We start from the raw sequence: 15,939 nt of genomic DNA on the forward strand, positions 1-15,939 counted from the left end.
TAGGGAGCCCTCAGCCCTCAAACAAACGGTTCAAATGCGCGTTTCTCCTATATCCGCTATATAGGTGAATCACGGAATTTAACCCCGCGTTTCAAGCGTTTTCGCCGCATAGACTGCGGCCCATGTACTACTCGACCGAAGTTAAAGAAGCCGCTAAACGCTTGTTTCTACGCCGCTGTAAGGCCAAGGAAATTCAGGCGCAGCTCAACCTGCCAAACATCCGCATCGTCTACTACTGGATACGCCAGGGCGGTTGGGAAGACATGCTGTCGGATGAAGAACCGCTGACGGCCGTAGGCCGGCGAATCACCCTCCTCCTGGACAAAACCGGCAGTCTGACCAAGGACGACCTCAACGAGCTGGACCGGCTGACCACCGTGCGCGAACGGCTGTTAAAGCAAGCAGCCAAACCCTTGCCAGCACCGATCGAGGAAACTTCCGGCGAGCCACAGGAAGGCCGCCAGCGGTCTCGGGGCGAACGCTCGGCGCGTGGCGATAGCAGCGGGAAGAAACGCGAGAAGAAAGCCAAGAACGACATTAGCGGGCTGACCGAAGTCGACTTCCTGGATAAGTTCATCAGCAAAATGTACCGCTATCAGCAGGAGTTGTTCGCAGCCAAGCAAAACCCGCTGACGTGCCGAATCCGCAATATCCTGAAAAGCCGGCAGGTGGGCCTGACGTACTACTTCGCCGGCGAAGCGTTCATGGACGCCGTGCTGACCGGCGATAACCAGGTGTTCCTGTCGGCCAGCCGCTCGCAGTCGGAAATTTTCCGCAGTTACATCATCCAGTTTGCCAAGCAGTGGTTTGACATCGAGCTGACCGGTAACCCGATTACGCTCAGCAATGGCGCCGAGCTACGTTTCTTGTCGACCAACAGCAGCACCGCACAGGGCTACCATGGCCACGTTTACGTCGATGAGTATTTCTGGATACGTGACTTCGACAAACTCAGCACCGTGGCCAGTGCCATGGGCACCCACAAGAAGTGGCGCAAAACCTACTTTTCGACGCCCAGCGCGGTCTCGCACCAGGCGTACCCGTTCTGGTCGGGCGAGGAATTCCGCAATAGCAAGCGCGGCAAGAAGGCCGGCGGCACCTGGCCCACCGAGGCGTCATACACCCAGGGCGCACTGTGCCCCGACGGCCAATGGCGCAAGACCATCACACTGGACGACGCCATCGCCGGCGGCTGCGATCTGTTCGACCTCGAGCAGCTGCAGCTGGAGTACGACGAAGACAAATTCCAGCAGTTGTTCTACTGCAAGTTCATCGACAGCAGCCAGAGCGCGTTCGGGCTCAAGGATCTGGAGCGGTGCTACTCCGACCTGTCGTTGTGGGAAGACTTCAACCCGGATCTGGATCGGCCGTTCGGCAATAGCCCGGTGTGGCTTGGTTACGATCCGAGCCGCACCCGCGACGACGCCACTTGCGTGGTGGTCGCTCCGCCACTGGAACCCGGGGCGAAATTCCGCATCCTGGAAAAACACAGTTGGCGTGGGCAGTCGTTCAAGTACCAGGCCGAACAGGTCAAGAAACTTACCGAGCGTTTCAACGTGCAGCACATCGGCATCGACACGACCGGTATTGGCTACGGCGTGTTTGACCTGGTGCGCGACTTCTATCCGCGTGCGACCGCGATCCACTACAGCCTTGAAACCAAAAACACCCTGGTACTCAAGGCCCAAGACACGATCCAGGGGAGCCGCATCGAATGGGACGCTGGCTGGACCGATATCGCCCAAGCGTTCCTGACCATCAAGCGCGGCACCACCACCAGCGGCCAGGTCACCTACAGCGCTTCGCGCACTGACGCCACCGGCCACGCCGACATTGCCTGGTCGATCATGCACGCCCTGTTCAATGAACCCCTCAACACCAACAAGCGGCGCCGTAGCCGCTACGTCACGAGCGGAAACAATGCCCAAGCAACGACACAAAAAGCCCCAAATCAACCAACCGGCGCGACAGCCACAGCCCATGCGGGCGTTCACGTTCGGGGAACCCGAACAGGTGCTGTCCGGCAACATCGGCGAATACCTGGGGGTGTTTCTCAGCGACGACGGGGAAATCTACAAGCCGCCGGTGTCCCGGGCGGGCCTCGCCAAGTTGCTACGCGCCAACGCGCATCACGGCGCCATTCCAAAGTTCAAACGCAACCTGCTGCTGCGTGAGTTTATTCCGTCCGAGGGGTGCAGCACTCAGACCATGGGCCGGGCCAGCCTGGACTATATGGTGTTTGGCGAGGCCTATTTTTACCGCGATACCAACGCCTTTGGGGAAGTGCTGGAGCTGCAGCACCTGCCAGCGATCAACATGCGGGTGAAGGTCGACGGCGGATTCAGGATGTTGCTGCCAGACAGCAACTACATGGACTTCGACCAGGACGAAATCGAACACGTCCTGGACTACGACGTGGAACAGAACATCTACGGTGTGCCTGACTACCTGGGCGGCTTGCAGGCGCTATTGCTCAACGAAGCCGCGACCCTGTTCCGCCGGCGGTACTACAGCAACGGCGCACACGCGGGATACATCTTCTACACCAACGACCCGGACCTGACTGAGGAAGACGAAGAGAACCTGCGCGCCCAGATCAGCGCCAGCAAGGGCGTGGGCAATTTCCGCTCGATGTTCGTCAACATCCCCAACGGCAAGGAAAACGCAATTCAGATCATCCCAGTGGGGGACTTTCAGGCCAAGGACGAACTGGAGAAGGTGAAGAACATCACCCGTAACGATGTGATCGCCGCCTGGCGGATGAACCCTGCCCTGGCCGGGATCATCCCGGAAAACAACGGCGGGTTCGGGGATATCGAAAAGATCGATCGCGTTTATACCAGCAACGAGATTAGGCCGATCTGTCAGCTGTTCAGTCAGCTGAATGAGGTGCTTCGACGTGACAGGCGTATCAACTGGAAAAAGATCGATAGCACAGGGGAAACCTCTGTCTGACGCCTAAGAAATAGAGAAATATACTGCACTACATGCGAACATAGTGGCAATAGGCTGCACCCTGGGGAGGGAATATGAGAGTTACTTGCAAATGCGGACACAAAGGGCGAATTGCGTCACGTGAGGTTCTGTCAGACGATTTCGCGAAGCTTTACTGCCAGTGCCTCGATGCAAAGTGTGGGCACACCTGGGTCGCTAATCTCACTTTTTCTCATACGTTAAGCCCGTCCGCTCAGACGTTCGACAGGCTGCTGATGGATCGTCTTAGAGACATGCCAAGAGCCCAACAGCAGGAGCTGTTTGAAAAGCTTGGATCGCAGGCCGTCGCATGAAGCGCGCCACCGACAATCGAGTGCCGGCGGCGCTGGATTCAGCCTTCGTCCGAATGATCCGGGTTGCTTATCAGCGCTTCGGTCAGTCTTCTCAACTTCTCTTTGTCGCGAGGGCTCAACTGACGATACAACCCAATCAGACGTCGCTCAATGTGCGAAAGCTCATACCGCGCAGATGCCGCAATTTCAACGTAAACAACATCCGCGTTTGTGCGATCCAACATGCTTACCACTCCATAAAATCCATTGCTGTAGCAATGATATGGGGGCAAGCCGCTGGTAAGACGGGACCAGAGGGGTCAGCTCACTCCTTTGGCAGCATCGTCAGCCAAGGCCTGAATAAACCGCCGAATCGCTCTTTGATCATCCGCAGGGATACTGCGGTATTGCTGAACAATTCTGTCCTCAATCTCATCCAGCGAATCAAGGGCCAGGGTGCTACGCCGTCCGGTGAGGATGTAGGGCACATCGAATTCGAACTGGACCGCCACCTTACTCAGGTAGGACGCCGTAGCATCGCTAGATCCCGCCTCGTAGTTCGCCTGTGTGCGCTTCGCAATCCCAAGTGCTTCCGCGACCTGGTTCTGTGTCATGCCGCTTCGCTTCCGTTCTTCTTGCAGCCGAGAACCGATATCTTCAGAAAGATGCACTTTTTTTCATCCTTACTATTTACAAGTGCACCTAAGTGCATCATTGTGCATCTCACACCACATGAAATTGCACGGATCTGCACTATGCCGAACACCAGCGTTAACGAGCAAGCCCGTCATAAAGCACGGGAAGCATTAGAAAAACGGGGCCAGTCAGCTAAGGACTTCGCGGCCCAACATCAACTCAACCCCAGCACCGTCTATGCGGTATTGAGCGGGCAAAGCCAATGTCGTCGCGGGGAGGCTCATCGCGCAGCCGTATTACTCGGGATCAAAGACGGCGTGATCGAACAGTAATGGCCAGATCTCTGAGGGAACAACAGAAGATGAAAAGTCAGGTTCTGAAAACACGGCGTGAGGTCGTCAGTGCGATCATTTGCACCTTCGAAGGTGGCCGCGAAAGCGCCGCTGCGCGCATCGGCCTACCACTCAAGAAGTTCGATAACCACGCTTACGAGAACAACAACTGCCGCCCGTTGACGGACCTACAGATCTTTCAACTGGAACAGGTCACAGGCACTCAGCACCTGGCCAACTACGTTGCGGCAATGTACGGCGGAATGTTCGTGCCGGTCATCCAACCGGAAAATCTAGACAACGTTGAGATGTACGCGCGGGCAGTGCAGACCTCGGCCAAACAGGGCACGGTCGACCAGGTTATCGCTCAGGCTATCGAGGATGGCGTGATCACCGAAGACGAGGCGGAATTAATCCTGAACGCGCACATCTTGCACATAGCTGCACGTACTGCCGAAATTCATGCCGCCATCGACCTCTACCGCGCTAAGTCAGGGAAAGGCCAATGAACATTCAGACAAACGCTTTGGACTACCAACAATGCGTGCAGAACGCTGCACTGGCATTCCTTAAGCGCCACCAAGCCGAACACTTAGGCGACTTGTCGGCACTGTGTAAACGGGCGGTTATTCATCTGGTGGAGAACCTCGACGTGTCCGAACCGGTTGCAACCAAACTGACAGACCTTGCCCACATTGAGTTGTTGGACCTGGCACACCGCCAACGCTCCGCGAACTCGTAACACTCAACCCTACCAATCGCCGGCCCCACGTCCCGTGGGTTTGGGTGAGCTGCGCCCGAAATTGAGGTTTAACGATGACAAACGCCGTAATTGTCACCACACAACTGCCTCCAGCCGAGGCCGAAGCGTTGCTGGCCAACCTGCGTGAACAGTATCGCTTGAGCCTCAACGAACACTGGTACGCCGACCAATTCCGCCTCGTTGCAGCCGGTCTGCGCCACGGCGCGATTCTCGCCCATATCCCGGTCATGGCTGCGCAAAAACGCCTCATGGCAGCCCTGTCCCACAGTCTCAAAGCAGTGAAGTAACCCCATGAAAGAAGACCTTCGTCACGACGTGCTGCAACGCCTTCAGGCCGACTTCGGGCTCAAGCACCGCGCGGGCACCGACTACATGCGCGGCGGCACCTGCCCGAAGTGCAAAAAGAAAGAACTGTATTCCCGCTTTGATACGCCATGGATGGTGATATGTGGTCGCCCCGAAAAGTGCGGCCACACCCTGCACGTGAAAGAGCTTTACGACGATCTGTTCGAAGACTGGAGCAAGCGAGCGCCGGCGACAGACCAGCACCCTAACGCAACGGCGCGCGCCTACCTGGAGTTTGCCCGGGGCTTTCGGTTTGAACTGATCCAGGGCTGGTTCACACAGGAAACGTTCTACTCCGCTGAACACAACGCAGGCAGCGCGACGGTGCGCTTCGCCCTGGAAAAAGGCGGTTGGTGGGAACGTCTGATCGATCAGCCGCACCGCTTCGGCAAGATGAAAGCCCGCTTCAAATCCAAGGACAGCTATCGCGGCGTCTGGTGGTGCCCGCCCTGCGTCGACCTTCTTGAAGCTAAGGAAATCTGGATTGTCGAAGGGATCTTCGATGCCATCGCTTTGGTGCACAACGACATCGCGGCTGTCTCGGCCATGTCCTCTAATGCGTTCCCAGGGGATTCGCTTAAAGCGTTGGTGAAGATCCGCGATGGCGGGAAGTTGCCCAAGCTGGTTTGGGCGCTTGATAACGAACCCAGCGCCAACGCATACACCCGGCGCTGGGTACGCGAAGCCCGCGCTCTGGGCTTTGTTTGTGAGTCTGCGCAGATCCCACAACGTGACGGCCGCAAGTCAGACTGGAACGACCTTCATCAGCGCTGGAGCTTCATCCAGGACGACACCAAGCGTGCCGCACAGATCGCTGCTGACCTCAAGCAAGCCCGTCACCAGGGCGCCCTGTTGCTGGCAGAGAGCGCAGCGGAAAAGGCGTTGCTGATGTACGACTGGAACAAGCGCGGGGAATTTCACCTGGGCTTCGGTAGCCGCCTGTACTGGTTCAAGTTGGACATGGAGAAATTCAACCGGGCCATGTCCGACATCGAGGACAGCGAGAACCACGACGACCAACTGCTCAACCAGGCGCAACAACGCGAAAAAGCCCTGCAGCAGTCCGGTAGTGTTGTGGAGATTGCCAACTGCTACCCACAAGCCCTGTACTTCCAGCGTAACGAGGTAACAGACGAATCCTGGTACTACCTGCGCGTGGACTTCCCGCACGACTCCGAAAGCGTGAAAAACACCTTCACCAGTGGCCAACTGTCTGCCGCGAGCGAATTCAAAAAACGGCTGCTCGGCATGGCGGCAGGTGCGATGTTTACCGGCAGTGGCCAGCAGCTCGATAAGCTCATGAAGGATCAACTGTTCGGCATCAAAACTGTGTCGACTATCGACTACGTGGGCTACAGCAAGGAATACGCCTGTTACGTCTACGGCGATATCGCGATCAAGGACGGCACCACCTACAAGGTCAACAGCGAAGACTATTTTGAGTTCGGCAAGCTGCGCCTAAAAACGCTGCAGAAAGGCGTCCCCATCAAGCTGCAGCGCGAAGCAAAGGGCTTTGATGAAAAGTGGGTGCAGTTGCTGTGGACCTGTTTCGGCGCCCAGGGCTTCGTCGCGCTGGTGTTCTTCTTCGGCTCGCTGTTCTGCGAGCAGATCCGCGCTCGTTACCAGTCCTTCCCGTTCCTAGAGGCCACCGGTGAGGCCGGCGCCGGTAAAACCACTCTGCTGAACCTGCTCTGGAAGTTACTCGGCCGCGAAGGCTATGAGGGCTTCGACCCCATGAAATCGACCAAGGCCGGACGCTCGCGCCTGATGGGCCAAGTCTCTGGCATGCCGGTTGTGTTCCTGGAAGCCGATCGCCACAGCGATGATAGAGCGAACGCTAAAACCTTCGAATGGGACGAGCTAAAAGACTTCTACGGCGGCGGCACCTTGGCCACCAAGGGCGTTAAGACAGCGGGCAACGAGACGTATGAACCTCCATTCCGAGGAACGATAGCGATCAGTCAAAACGCGGCCGTGGTCGCCCACGAAGCGATAATGACGCGCATCGTAAAGCTGCACTTTGTACGCCCCATCGTCACACCGGAAAGCCGCGCTGCAGCTGATCAGTTAAATGCGCTGGATGGAGGCATCCTTAGCCACTTCCTGTTGCGGGCAGTGGGCAGAGAGTCCGCGGTGCTTGAGCTGTTCGCCCGACGCATGCCGGAACACGAAGCGAAGCTGCGTCGCCTGCATACCCAATGCTTTGCTTGCGGCACTGCCTATACCAGCGATCAGGGTAACTGCAGCAGTTGCGGTTATGACTTACGTGGGTACATCCGTGTCGAGCGCATCAGCAAGAACCACGCGCAATTGCTTTCGCTGCTGGATTGCCTGCGTCTGGTGCTCAAACTGAGTGATCCCCAGGTCGCTGCCACCCAGCGCCAGATCGTGCGGATGGCCATCGAACGCCAGGCTTCGATCAGTTCCGATCATTCGGCCGTGGCCGAGTTTTGGGAGGTTTACGACTACCTCGAATCCTTGAGCGAAGACCCGGTGGTCGACCACAGCAGCGACCCCACCGTGATCGCTATCAACCTCAACGAGTTCTGCGAGCGCGCCGCCGAACACAAACAGAAGTTGGCCGACGTGGCCACGCTGCGTGATCTGCTCAAGGAATCCCGTTCCCGAAAGTTTCTCGACAGCAACAAGGCGGTGCACAGCGCTGTACGTGCCGCCTTCAACACCCGAAACCCATGTTCACAACCCCGGCCGACCACAGTTAAGTGCTGGACCTTCAAGGCGTAAAGGAGAGTAAGACCGATGCAAATCCAAGTGTTTATGGGCAGTGCCGGCGATGGCAAAGCCAGCAAGCTCCAGTCAGTTCAGGACCGTCTGGAATTTACGGCAGAAAGTGCGCAGATCATCCACGCCGAGGCTTATGGAGAGGATGGTTTGCTGGAGATTTTAGAAGTGCGCGCAGCCGGTGGCCAACGCGAAATCCTGGTGGACGACTGCAGCCGGCAACAGATCTTGAGGGTGCTGGAATGGCAATCATGTGTAGAGCATGAGTCGGATTTTGATGGCCTGGTAATCCACCTGGCCCGCAAGGACTGACCATAAAAAACAGTGCCGAGGAGTTGCAGCTCCTCGACACCCGACCGCAACAGAGGGCTATACCATGCAAGCACAGAACCTAAGCAGCAGCGCCGCGAAGGCTACCACACCGGCGCGGCACCTGGTGGTCACCGCGATTATCGGCGCGGCCGTCATTGGCTACCTAGTGCACAAAACCCCTGCATCACGCATCCGCCTCGAGAGCCTCAGCCAGATGGCCAGCACTCTGGGCGACCTGAGCGAAACAGATGCGGCTGTCGTTGCGCAGCTGCTCGCCAATAGCTCACCCCGGGGGACGGCGCGCCATGCCTAAGCAATCCCCTGCAACTCGCGCACGACGCTTTCCCTGGAACATCGACTACACCAGCGTTTGCGACGTATGCGGTCGGTGGCGCGCCCAGGGCAACCACGAGCAATGCAGCCGGCAACGCCAGCGTCTGAATGCCCATCTGCGCAACCACAAGCCCAAGCCATAAGCCGCGTCCACCAGAAGATGCGCTTCCAGATACTTGGCCCGGGAACGGGCCTTTTTGTTTCCGATCGTCAGACTGTCGCTATACGAGTGCAGCGTTAGGGGTTTACATGAGTGGGGTCGAAGCTCGCGGTAATTCCGTGAGAATCTATTTTCAATACGAAGGCAGTAAATGCCGCGAATCGCTACCAGGAGGAAACACGCCGGCGAACGTCGCCCAGGCTAAACGCCTACTTGCCATCATCGAATACGAAATCCTCGCCGGCACTTTTGACTACGCGCGCCACTTCCCCAATTCAGCCAGGCTGGTGGAAAACACCTTCGGGCATTACCTGGACCTATGGTTGCGGATCAAAGCCAACAGCGTAGCCGCATCCAGTTACCGGGGTTACGCCAACAAGGCCGAAGTGCATGTGCGGCCGCGCTGGGGCAAAGTGCAGATCAATGCGATCGATCACCTGGACCTGCAAGAGTGGATCCAGGGCACGCTGTCCAAAACCCTCAAAAATAAGACCATCCGCGACATCATCAGCAACGTGCGTCAGGTGTTCCGGCTGTACCGCACGAGGATGAAAGTCGCGCACGATCCCACCGAAGGTTTAATGGTGCGCCTGCCCGATCCCGAAGCACCGGACCCGTTTACCCGGGCGGAAATCAAACAGATCCTGGAAACACCGACCACCCGCACGCTTGAGTTGCTGATGGTGCAATTCATGATTTGGGCCGGGCCCCGGGTATCCGAGACCATCGCCCTGGCGTGGGAAGACGTCGACCTGGAACACGGCACGGTGACCTTCCGTCGATCGAAGGTGCGCGGCGCTTATCGCGTCACGAAAACTCGGCGCTCGATGCGCAAGGTTCGTTTACTGGCGCCGGCCTGGGATGCGCTGCGCAAAGTCGAGGCACTGACACGCAAAAGAAAAGCCGAAACCGTTGAAATCGTCGAGCGGGACAATAAAACCGCGCGCCGGCACACGTTGCATTTTGTGTTCTTAAACACCAAAAGCGGTTTGCCACACGCCAACGATTTTGTCGTGCGTGACCGTTTTTTTAAAGCTCATTTGCTCGCAGCCGGGGTCCGCTATCGCGGTCCAGGGCAGTGCCGTCACACTTACGCCAGCCAGCTGCTGACGACGGGCATTGCCTCAATTGATTGGATCGCCGAACAGATGGGGCACACCAACGGCAACATGATCCGCCAGCACTATGGGACATGGATCAACGAGGATGGGCCGGACGTGGTTGGCATGCTACAGCTGGCACTAAAGCTCTCGCCGGTCACAGTTCTACACTGAACGCCGTAATGCCCAACGACTCGGCGAAACGACCCACCGCCGTAAGGCTGGCCCAGGTGCGCAAGGGCTCCCGCCGGGAGCGCACCGGCACCAGGCGCGCGGTGGGACCGCCCAGACGGATAGAGAGCGTCCACTTAGCATCGTCGCCGGCCACGCGGCCTACTACCGCTTCACGGATCGCGTGCTGACTGACCAGAGCCTTTAGCGTGTCCGACTGGATGGCCTCCCCGATCACGGCCTCAGCTCCCGGTGCCGCGCGGCGGCCGCGTCTTCAACGGCGATATACAGCGCCTCGATGGTGGCCGGGGTCAGCGCGCGCGCTGTCTCTACCCCTTCGACAAAACCTTGGGCGCGCGCCTGGGCCAGCTCCAGGGCGTGTAGATCCTCAGCATGGCCCAGGCGCGACAAATGGTTTTGCATCTTCGTGCGCATCCCCGGCGGCAGACTGATGGCATCCAGTTGTTGACTAAAGCTCATACGGGCACCGGTGGTAGGTCGGCCAGTAGAGCGCGCAGCTCAATCCATGGATATTTGGCAAAGTCGCTGGCCAGGTCGCAGCCTTCGACGTGTAGGAACGGCCTGCGCGCGTCGTCGACCCGCTGCTGTGCGTGACACACGACGCAGGACACGTACAAACGGTCCAGCGTCCAGTGGTCGTGCCAAAACTCCAAGGCGTCCTGCATGCGCTCACTGGCGCCGCTTACTTCGTGATTGTTCATGTCTTCATCCATGCGGACTCAAAGCCGAGGACCAGGCGGCGGTGGAAATCGTGGCCCAGGTTAGGGGATAGGACCTCGCAGGCCACTAAAGCGTCCAAAAAACCGATCAATTGGTTAAAAAGGCTGGGGGGCGCACGCTCATTTAGGGCTTGAATGCGGTAGGCCTCGATACGGTGTCGAATGCGATAGTGCGCATACTCGGGGTCGGCCAGCGTCATCAGATCGTTAAACCACTGTTGGGCATTGTCCAAAGCCAGAGGGTCAGTGAGCGGCGCGTACATGTCAGGTGTGGCCTTTGAAATAAAGTGAGTGGGGGGAACTGCGTAAAACCATTCATAGGGGTGCTGGTATGCCAGTGTAGGGGGTTCTGGTTTCCGCTGGCACAAAAAAAGGCCCCCACACCTGGCGTAAGTGTGGGGGCCTTTTTGACATAAGCGGCGTTATTCGAAGTTCACCACCTTGGCCACGCCACCGGCCCTGACCATTAGCTCACGTACCTGGTCTTCGGTAGCAGGTTCGTCTGCCCCTATCGTCCAGCCATCGCCGTCGCACACCACCCAAGTATCACTGACCTCCCAAGTAATCGGTCCTGATTTTTCGAGAAGCATGCGGCGCAATTTTTCCATAGACAAAAGGTGCAACGGATCGCACGGTGGTGGGGTTTGCTCAATGCTCATTAGAACGGGTTCCTTTCTGCTCATCATGTCATTCGCTTTGGATCTATTTATGCAAATTGTTTAAAGCGCTCATCGACATGCATTTGGGCGACGATTTTTCACGGCTATTTACAGGATTTTAGGGACAAAGCGCCACCTTAAAACACGATTCAAAAAACACTGTAAAATGCCATCATCACAAGAATGGAAGCTGGCTAGATTGACGATCCTCACGCTGAAGACAAATCAACTGATAGAGCACCCTCAAGGGGGGCACGAGTTCGGAACAATCCCTTCGATAGCACGACTCGGTTTCGGTGAGGCATCCATTTATTTGCGTGCGGGTATGCATCGTGTCAGACCTGGAGGCGCGCCAGCCGGTTTCGGTGTAAAGCATATTTGGGAAGGGAAAAAGCGAGAGTTACGGCAAAGGGGCTGTACTACACCTGACGACGTTCCTCAATTCATTGCGAATCTGATCGTTTTAGGCGCAGAAATTTATCACGATCCTGCACACAGCCGGGCAGATATGAAACGGATAACTGTACTGAGAACGCAGGAAGGCACATTAACGCTTGAACCTATGCCCGCGGACCGTAACCTTGGTTTTTATTATTCAATCGTGACGTGGACACCTAGAAACACTCCGAGAGGGATCAAGGTAGGGACAATTGATAAAATCAGGACATAAAAAAAGCGACCCAGTGGGCCGCTATCTTTTAATTTATGAGGCATAGTCGCAGCGATTCTTTAGCTTTAAGACTAAATCAGTCTGTTGGGTCAGAATCCAACCGAATAACTGGCCATATGGTGGGGCCTATCAGTTGTCCCTACGTCAGTGAGTACCAGTTTCACTGCTGCCGAAAGTCCGAGGGGCCCATACTGGAAAGCCAAAGCTCGGAAATGCGCGTTTGCAGTCCTCGAAACAAAGGTTATTCGCCCTTGATTGACATGTCAATGACTATGTCAACTATGAAGCCCGTGAACAGTCATCCGCGGACAGCCAAAAATCAGGTCATTGCACATCCGAAACGCCAAATCGTCTGTGACAGCGACCTTACGAAATAGCACCTTCTCTGCACCAAAAAGAGGCGCCAGTCCCATGGCGGTCCCATGAGGCTATTTTTTGGCAAGTAAAAACCGAAAACCCCCGACTTTCTCTAGGAAAATCAGGGGTTTGCGTTTTTGCAATTTGGCGGTGAAGGAGAGATTCGAACTCTCGATACAATTTCTTGTATACACACTTTCCAGGCGTGCTCCTTAAGCCACTCGGACACTTCACCGTATCTCGTCAAACCAGTTCAGTCTGTCGAGGCGCGCTAATGTAGTCGAAAGCCTTTCTGATGGCAAAGGTTTTTTTCAGAATTTTCATGCGCTTAGACGGTTATGCCGTTACCCACCCAGCGAGGGACGGTGAATCTGCCATTCTCGGGCATCGGCGGTACGCGTTTGGTGGGGCTGCTGCGCCCTGCTCCGGGCCGTCTACCCTTGGGGATGCAGGAAAAGTCTGACTGTGTAGTCAGTCACGGCGCTTTACCGGGGCGGGTGTGGTGGGTAACGTCTGCGCATGCGCTTCTATAAGCAGCCTATCTATAACAAATCCTACAAGGAACCGCGTCATGAGTGAGTTGATTGCCTACCACCTCGAAGACGGTATCGCGACCCTGACCTTGAGCAACGGCAAGGTGAATGCCATTTCTCCGGCCGTCGTCAGTGAGTTTAATGCGGCACTGGATCAGGCCGAGAAGGATCGCGCGGTGGTGATCATCACCGGCACGCCGGGGATTCTGTCGGGTGGTTATGATTTGAAGGTGATGACAGCCGGCCCTAAAGAGGCCATCAGCCTGGTGACATCGGGCTCGACGTTGGCGCGTCGCCTGCTGTCGCACCCGTTTCCGGTGATTGTGGCGTGCCCTGGGCACGCGGTGGCCAAAGGTGCATTCCTGCTGTTGTCGGCCGATTACCGCATTGGTGTGGAAGGCCCGTTCAGCATTGGCCTGAATGAAGTGGCGATCGGCATGACCATGCATCACGCCGGTATCGAGTTGGCGCGGGATCGTCTGCGCAAGTCGGCGTTTCACCGTTCGGTCATCAATGCTGAAATGTTTGACCCGCAAGGTGCCTTGGCAGCCGGCTTCCTGGATAAAGTGGTTGCGCCAGAAGAGTTGCACGCGGCGGCCCTGGAAGCGGCGCGCCAGTTGAAGAAGATCAACATGAACGCTCATAAGCACACCAAGTTGAAGGTGCGTAAGGCACTGCTGGAAGCCTTGGATGACGCAATCATCCAGGATCAGGGGCATAACCTGATCTGATGCCTTACCCATGTTGTGCCAAAGCCCGACCTTGAGTCGGGCTTTTTCTTACAAAAATGGGGATACGTCTTAAACCGCTCTAGCTGGGCGCTGCCGGCACATATTGAAACATGTGCTTAAACATCGCCTATCTCCCACGTCTGTAGGGGCAATTGCCGAATACAGTGCACATCCGTACACTGCGCCACCTTTTGTCCCTACGGGCTGTGCCGATGCTTTTTCTGTTACGTATGTTGTTGATGGGCCTGCACTTTATGGTCGCCGGTGTGCTGGGTGTGCTGCTGGGCATCTGTCGGCCGTTCAACCCGGATAACAGCCGTTTGTGCGCTCGCCTGTATGGGTTGCCCGCGATGTGGATGTTGCGACTGAACGTGAGGGCGGACGTCGACTCGCTGCGTAATAAGCCCGGCACGTGCGTGATCATCGCCAACCACCAGTCCAACTACGACCTGTTTGTGCTGGGCACTGTGGTGCCGCATCGCACGGTGTGCATTGCCAAAAAAAGCCTGAAATGGGTGCCGCTGTTCGGCCAGTTGTTTTGGTTGGCGGGCAATGTGCTGATCGACCGGGGCAACGCGCACAAGGCGCGGCGCGCGATGCTCACCACGACGCGCACTTTGCAGCATGAAGACACATCGATCTGGGTGTTCCCGGAAGGCACACGCAACTTGGGCAAGGGGCTGCTGCCGTTCAAGAAAGGCGCGTTTCATATGGCGATTGCGGCGGGTGTGCCCATCGTGCAGGTGTGTGTCAGCAATTACGTCACGCACATGCAGCTTAATCGCTGGGACAGCGGTGATGTGCTCATACGCTCGCTGCCGCCGATTCCTACCGTAGGACTGACTTCGGATGACATCCCGGCGTTGATGCAGGCGTGTCAGAAGCAGATGGATGAGTGTATTGCGCAGATGGACCGTGAACTGCAGGCCGCTTGGGCACCTGCGCCTTTGTGATTTTTTGAGGGCGCTTTGCCCCCCGTACAAACAAGCGTGCTCGCCACAAAAAGCGTGCCTGCATGAGCAACAAGGGAACGCCATTCACGCTAAGCTGCCCAACACCTGTCCTCCCAATAAGAAGCGATCAGCACCATGGGTAGAGTTGTTGCGGCGGCCGTTTACAGCGCCGGAAAGAAAGTCACTGATATCACCCTCGATGAAGGCGCAGCCTGGGCCGCCAAGCCCGATCACTTTGTGTGGATCGGCCTTGAAGAGCCCAGCGCCCAGGAGCTGGCCAACCTGCAACGCCAGTTCAACCTGCACGAACTGGCCATCGAAGACGCCCTCGAAAAACACAGCCGCCCCAAGCTTGAAACCTTCGGTGATGCGCTGTTTATCGTCACCTACTCACCGGTGCGCGAGAACGGCAAGCTGGAGTTTATCGAAACCCATATTTTTGCCGGCAACGGCTACATCATTACCGCCCGCAACGGCCACTCGGCGTCCTACGGCTTTGTGCGCCAGCGCTGTGAGGCGCGGCCGTTGTTGCTGGAGCACGGGGAAGATTTCGTACTCTATGCGCTGCTGGATTTCGTCACCGAGAATTACCAGCCGGTGAGCGAAGCGATCCACGCCGAAATTGATGAGCTGGAGCGCAATGTGCTGTGCAGCTCGCTGAGCGAGCGTGATATCCAGAACCTCCACGGCCTGCGCCGCGACGTGCTGCGGCTTAAACGCTATGTGGCGCCGATGGTGGAGATCAGTCAGGAACTGCAAAAACTGAGCTTCCCGTTTATCGACAAAAACATGCGCCCGTATTTTCGTGACGTGCAGATCCACGTGACGCGGCAAATGGAAGACCTCACCACCTTGCGCGATATCGCCAGCCAGACGATTGAGATTGGTGTGTTGCTCGAAGCCTCGCGTCAGAGCGTGGTGCAGCGCAAGTTCGCCGCGTGGGCGGCGATCCTGGCGTTCCCCACCGCGGTGGCGGGGATTTATGGGATGAACTTCCAGAACATGCCCGAGCTGCAATGGCATTACGGTTACTTTGCGGTGCTCGGGTTTATTGCGGTGGGCTGCACCAGTCTGTGGGCCAGCTTCAAGCGGTCGGGCTGGTTGTAAATCAACGCCGGCCGGCCCCCGCCTCGGCG

22 protein-coding genes and 1 tRNA gene are annotated in these 15,939 nt (G+C 57.0%); 15 read left to right on the plus strand and 8 right to left on the minus strand.

What is annotated here, in order from left to right; translation table 11 throughout:
* Nucleotides 1-122 precede the first annotated feature (122 nt).
* The 3 genes from NTD89_RS15245 (at nt 123) to NTD89_RS15255 (ending at nt 3,287) form a co-directional block, all read left to right on the plus strand.
* Nucleotides 123-2,174, plus strand: coding sequence for a terminase large subunit domain-containing protein (locus NTD89_RS15245; RefSeq protein WP_262208472.1), 2,052 nt, complete (start codon nt 123-125; stop codon nt 2,172-2,174).
* Nucleotides 2,086-2,955, plus strand: coding sequence for a phage portal protein (locus NTD89_RS15250; RefSeq protein WP_262208576.1), 870 nt, complete (start codon nt 2,086-2,088; stop codon nt 2,953-2,955). The genes NTD89_RS15245 and NTD89_RS15250 overlap by 89 nt, the downstream gene beginning before the upstream one ends.
* Nucleotides 2,956-3,029: 74 nt before the next feature.
* Entirely contained in the window at nt 3,030-3,287 is a 258-nt protein-coding gene (locus NTD89_RS15255; RefSeq protein WP_262208473.1) for an ogr/Delta-like zinc finger family protein, read from the plus strand.
* Nucleotides 3,288-3,325: 38 nt separating this feature from the next.
* Here NTD89_RS15255 and NTD89_RS15260 read toward each other — a convergent pair whose 3' ends face one another.
* Both NTD89_RS15260 and NTD89_RS15265 read right to left on the minus strand, forming a co-directional pair.
* A complete protein-coding gene (locus NTD89_RS15260; RefSeq protein ID WP_262208474.1) occupies nt 3,326-3,511 on the minus strand; it encodes a hypothetical protein in 186 nt (61 codons plus the stop codon).
* 75 nt (nt 3,512-3,586) lie between these two features.
* Nucleotides 3,587-3,880, minus strand: coding sequence for a helix-turn-helix domain-containing protein (locus NTD89_RS15265; protein WP_262208577.1), 294 nt, complete (start codon nt 3,878-3,880; stop codon nt 3,587-3,589).
* A 141-nt stretch (nt 3,881-4,021) separates the two neighbouring features.
* Here NTD89_RS15265 and NTD89_RS15270 point away from each other — a divergent pair, with 141 nt between their 5' ends.
* The 9 genes from NTD89_RS15270 (at nt 4,022) to NTD89_RS15310 (ending at nt 10,163) form a co-directional block, all read left to right on the plus strand.
* Nucleotides 4,022-4,234 carry a DNA-binding protein gene (locus tag NTD89_RS15270; protein WP_262208476.1) on the plus strand — a complete coding sequence of 71 codons (213 nt, stop codon included), beginning with the start codon at nt 4,022-4,024 and terminating at the stop codon, nt 4,232-4,234.
* Nucleotides 4,235-4,263: 29 nt separating this feature from the next.
* Nucleotides 4,264-4,743, plus strand: a complete 480-nt coding sequence (locus NTD89_RS15275) for a YmfL family putative regulatory protein (protein WP_315975610.1) — start codon at nt 4,264-4,266, stop codon at nt 4,741-4,743.
* Nucleotides 4,740-4,976, plus strand: a complete 237-nt coding sequence (locus tag NTD89_RS15280; protein WP_262208478.1) for a hypothetical protein — start codon at nt 4,740-4,742, stop codon at nt 4,974-4,976. Before NTD89_RS15275 ends, NTD89_RS15280 begins: the two co-directional genes overlap by 4 nt.
* Before the next feature lie 74 nt (nt 4,977-5,050).
* Nucleotides 5,051-5,284, plus strand: a complete 234-nt coding sequence (locus tag NTD89_RS15285) for a hypothetical protein (protein WP_099312178.1) — start codon at nt 5,051-5,053, stop codon at nt 5,282-5,284.
* A gap of 4 nt (nt 5,285-5,288) precedes the next feature.
* Nucleotides 5,289-8,087 carry a toprim domain-containing protein gene (locus NTD89_RS15290; protein ID WP_262208481.1) on the plus strand — a complete coding sequence of 933 codons (2,799 nt, stop codon included), beginning with the start codon at nt 5,289-5,291 and terminating at the stop codon, nt 8,085-8,087.
* A gap of 15 nt (nt 8,088-8,102) precedes the next feature.
* The gene (locus tag NTD89_RS15295) at nt 8,103-8,396 is read left to right on the plus strand and encodes a hypothetical protein (RefSeq protein WP_262208482.1); all 294 of its coding nucleotides are present in this window, start codon (nt 8,103-8,105) and stop codon (nt 8,394-8,396) included.
* Between the two features lie 64 nt (nt 8,397-8,460).
* Complete coding sequence (locus NTD89_RS15300; protein WP_262208483.1) at nt 8,461-8,709, plus strand: hypothetical protein; 249 nt, start codon at nt 8,461-8,463, stop codon at nt 8,707-8,709.
* Nucleotides 8,702-8,872 carry a hypothetical protein gene (locus tag NTD89_RS15305; protein ID WP_262208484.1) on the plus strand — a complete coding sequence of 57 codons (171 nt, stop codon included), beginning with the start codon at nt 8,702-8,704 and terminating at the stop codon, nt 8,870-8,872. Before NTD89_RS15300 ends, NTD89_RS15305 begins: the two co-directional genes overlap by 8 nt.
* 106 nt (nt 8,873-8,978) lie before the next feature.
* On the plus strand, nt 8,979-10,163 hold the full coding sequence (locus NTD89_RS15310) for an Arm DNA-binding domain-containing protein (RefSeq protein ID WP_262208485.1): 1,185 nt from the start codon (nt 8,979-8,981) through the stop codon (nt 10,161-10,163).
* Here NTD89_RS15310 and NTD89_RS15315 read toward each other — a convergent pair.
* From NTD89_RS15315 to NTD89_RS15340, 6 genes are all read right to left on the minus strand, one after another.
* A complete protein-coding gene (locus NTD89_RS15315) occupies nt 10,147-10,359 on the minus strand; it encodes a hypothetical protein (RefSeq protein ID WP_410017219.1) in 213 nt (70 codons plus the stop codon). The two genes, NTD89_RS15310 and NTD89_RS15315, sit on opposite strands and share 17 nt — an antisense overlap.
* Nucleotides 10,360-10,394: 35 nt before the next feature.
* The gene (locus tag NTD89_RS15320; RefSeq protein WP_262208489.1) at nt 10,395-10,640 is read right to left on the minus strand and encodes a hypothetical protein; all 246 of its coding nucleotides are present in this window, start codon (nt 10,638-10,640) and stop codon (nt 10,395-10,397) included.
* Complete coding sequence (locus NTD89_RS15325; protein WP_262208491.1) at nt 10,637-10,882, minus strand: hypothetical protein; 246 nt, start codon at nt 10,880-10,882, stop codon at nt 10,637-10,639. Before NTD89_RS15325 ends, NTD89_RS15320 begins: the two co-directional genes overlap by 4 nt.
* Nucleotides 10,879-11,163 (minus strand): hypothetical protein, encoded by a 285-nt coding sequence (locus tag NTD89_RS15330; RefSeq protein ID WP_106576209.1) that lies wholly within the window; start codon nt 11,161-11,163, stop codon nt 10,879-10,881. The genes NTD89_RS15325 and NTD89_RS15330 overlap by 4 nt, the downstream gene beginning before the upstream one ends.
* 159 nt (nt 11,164-11,322) lie before the next feature.
* Nucleotides 11,323-11,559 (minus strand): hypothetical protein, encoded by a 237-nt coding sequence (locus tag NTD89_RS15335; protein ID WP_262208492.1) that lies wholly within the window; start codon nt 11,557-11,559, stop codon nt 11,323-11,325.
* A gap of 1,172 nt (nt 11,560-12,731) precedes the next feature.
* Nucleotides 12,732-12,821 (minus strand) — tRNA-Ser (locus tag NTD89_RS15340).
* Nucleotides 12,822-13,157: 336 nt separating this feature from the next.
* Between NTD89_RS15340 and NTD89_RS15345 the strand changes: the two genes are divergently transcribed.
* The 3 genes from NTD89_RS15345 to NTD89_RS15355 all read left to right on the plus strand — a co-directional run bounded on the left by NTD89_RS15345 (nt 13,158) and on the right by NTD89_RS15355 (nt 15,910).
* The gene (locus NTD89_RS15345) at nt 13,158-13,850 is read left to right on the plus strand and encodes a crotonase/enoyl-CoA hydratase family protein (RefSeq protein WP_145159212.1); all 693 of its coding nucleotides are present in this window, start codon (nt 13,158-13,160) and stop codon (nt 13,848-13,850) included.
* Between the two features lie 212 nt (nt 13,851-14,062).
* A complete protein-coding gene (locus NTD89_RS15350; protein WP_262208494.1) occupies nt 14,063-14,803 on the plus strand; it encodes a 1-acylglycerol-3-phosphate O-acyltransferase in 741 nt (246 codons plus the stop codon).
* 135 nt (nt 14,804-14,938) lie between these two features.
* On the plus strand, nt 14,939-15,910 hold the full coding sequence (locus NTD89_RS15355) for a magnesium and cobalt transport protein CorA (protein ID WP_058420797.1): 972 nt from the start codon (nt 14,939-14,941) through the stop codon (nt 15,908-15,910).
* Nucleotides 15,911-15,939: the final 29 nt, after the last annotated feature.

This window comes from Pseudomonas sp. 14P_5.3_Bac1 (assembly GCF_025466135.1).
Taxonomy (GTDB): Bacteria; Pseudomonadota; Gammaproteobacteria; order Pseudomonadales; family Pseudomonadaceae; genus Aquipseudomonas.

Excerpts from the sequence above, each read along its gene's own strand:
- NTD89_RS15330 (WP_106576209.1), bottom strand. The coding sequence starts at position 11,163 with ATGTACGCGCCGCTCACTGACCCTCTGGCTTTGGACAATGCCCAACAG.
- NTD89_RS15355 (WP_058420797.1), top strand. The coding sequence starts at position 14,939 with ATGGGTAGAGTTGTTGCGGCGGCCGTTTACAGCGCCGGAAAGAAAGTC.
- NTD89_RS15285 (WP_099312178.1), top strand. The coding sequence starts at position 5,051 with ATGACAAACGCCGTAATTGTCACCACACAACTGCCTCCAGCCGAGGCC.
- NTD89_RS15305 (WP_262208484.1), top strand. The coding sequence starts at position 8,702 with ATGCCTAAGCAATCCCCTGCAACTCGCGCACGACGCTTTCCCTGGAAC.
- NTD89_RS15260 (WP_262208474.1), bottom strand. The coding sequence starts at position 3,511 with ATGTTGGATCGCACAAACGCGGATGTTGTTTACGTTGAAATTGCGGCA.
- NTD89_RS15290 (WP_262208481.1), top strand. The coding sequence starts at position 5,289 with ATGAAAGAAGACCTTCGTCACGACGTGCTGCAACGCCTTCAGGCCGAC.
- NTD89_RS15265 (WP_262208577.1), bottom strand. The coding sequence starts at position 3,880 with ATGACACAGAACCAGGTCGCGGAAGCACTTGGGATTGCGAAGCGCACA.
- NTD89_RS15325 (WP_262208491.1), bottom strand. The coding sequence starts at position 10,882 with ATGAACAATCACGAAGTAAGCGGCGCCAGTGAGCGCATGCAGGACGCC.
- NTD89_RS15350 (WP_262208494.1), top strand. The coding sequence starts at position 14,063 with ATGCTTTTTCTGTTACGTATGTTGTTGATGGGCCTGCACTTTATGGTC.
- NTD89_RS15280 (WP_262208478.1), top strand. The coding sequence starts at position 4,740 with ATGAACATTCAGACAAACGCTTTGGACTACCAACAATGCGTGCAGAAC.
- NTD89_RS15275 (WP_315975610.1), top strand. The coding sequence starts at position 4,264 with ATGAAAAGTCAGGTTCTGAAAACACGGCGTGAGGTCGTCAGTGCGATC.
- NTD89_RS15335 (WP_262208492.1), bottom strand. The coding sequence starts at position 11,559 with ATGAGCATTGAGCAAACCCCACCACCGTGCGATCCGTTGCACCTTTTG.
- NTD89_RS15270 (WP_262208476.1), top strand. The coding sequence starts at position 4,022 with ATGCCGAACACCAGCGTTAACGAGCAAGCCCGTCATAAAGCACGGGAA.
- NTD89_RS15295 (WP_262208482.1), top strand. The coding sequence starts at position 8,103 with ATGCAAATCCAAGTGTTTATGGGCAGTGCCGGCGATGGCAAAGCCAGC.
- NTD89_RS15300 (WP_262208483.1), top strand. The coding sequence starts at position 8,461 with ATGCAAGCACAGAACCTAAGCAGCAGCGCCGCGAAGGCTACCACACCG.
- NTD89_RS15310 (WP_262208485.1), top strand. The coding sequence starts at position 8,979 with ATGAGTGGGGTCGAAGCTCGCGGTAATTCCGTGAGAATCTATTTTCAA.
- NTD89_RS15255 (WP_262208473.1), top strand. The coding sequence starts at position 3,030 with ATGAGAGTTACTTGCAAATGCGGACACAAAGGGCGAATTGCGTCACGT.
- NTD89_RS15320 (WP_262208489.1), bottom strand. The coding sequence starts at position 10,640 with ATGAGCTTTAGTCAACAACTGGATGCCATCAGTCTGCCGCCGGGGATG.
- NTD89_RS15345 (WP_145159212.1), top strand. The coding sequence starts at position 13,158 with ATGAGTGAGTTGATTGCCTACCACCTCGAAGACGGTATCGCGACCCTG.
- NTD89_RS15245 (WP_262208472.1), top strand. The coding sequence starts at position 123 with ATGTACTACTCGACCGAAGTTAAAGAAGCCGCTAAACGCTTGTTTCTA.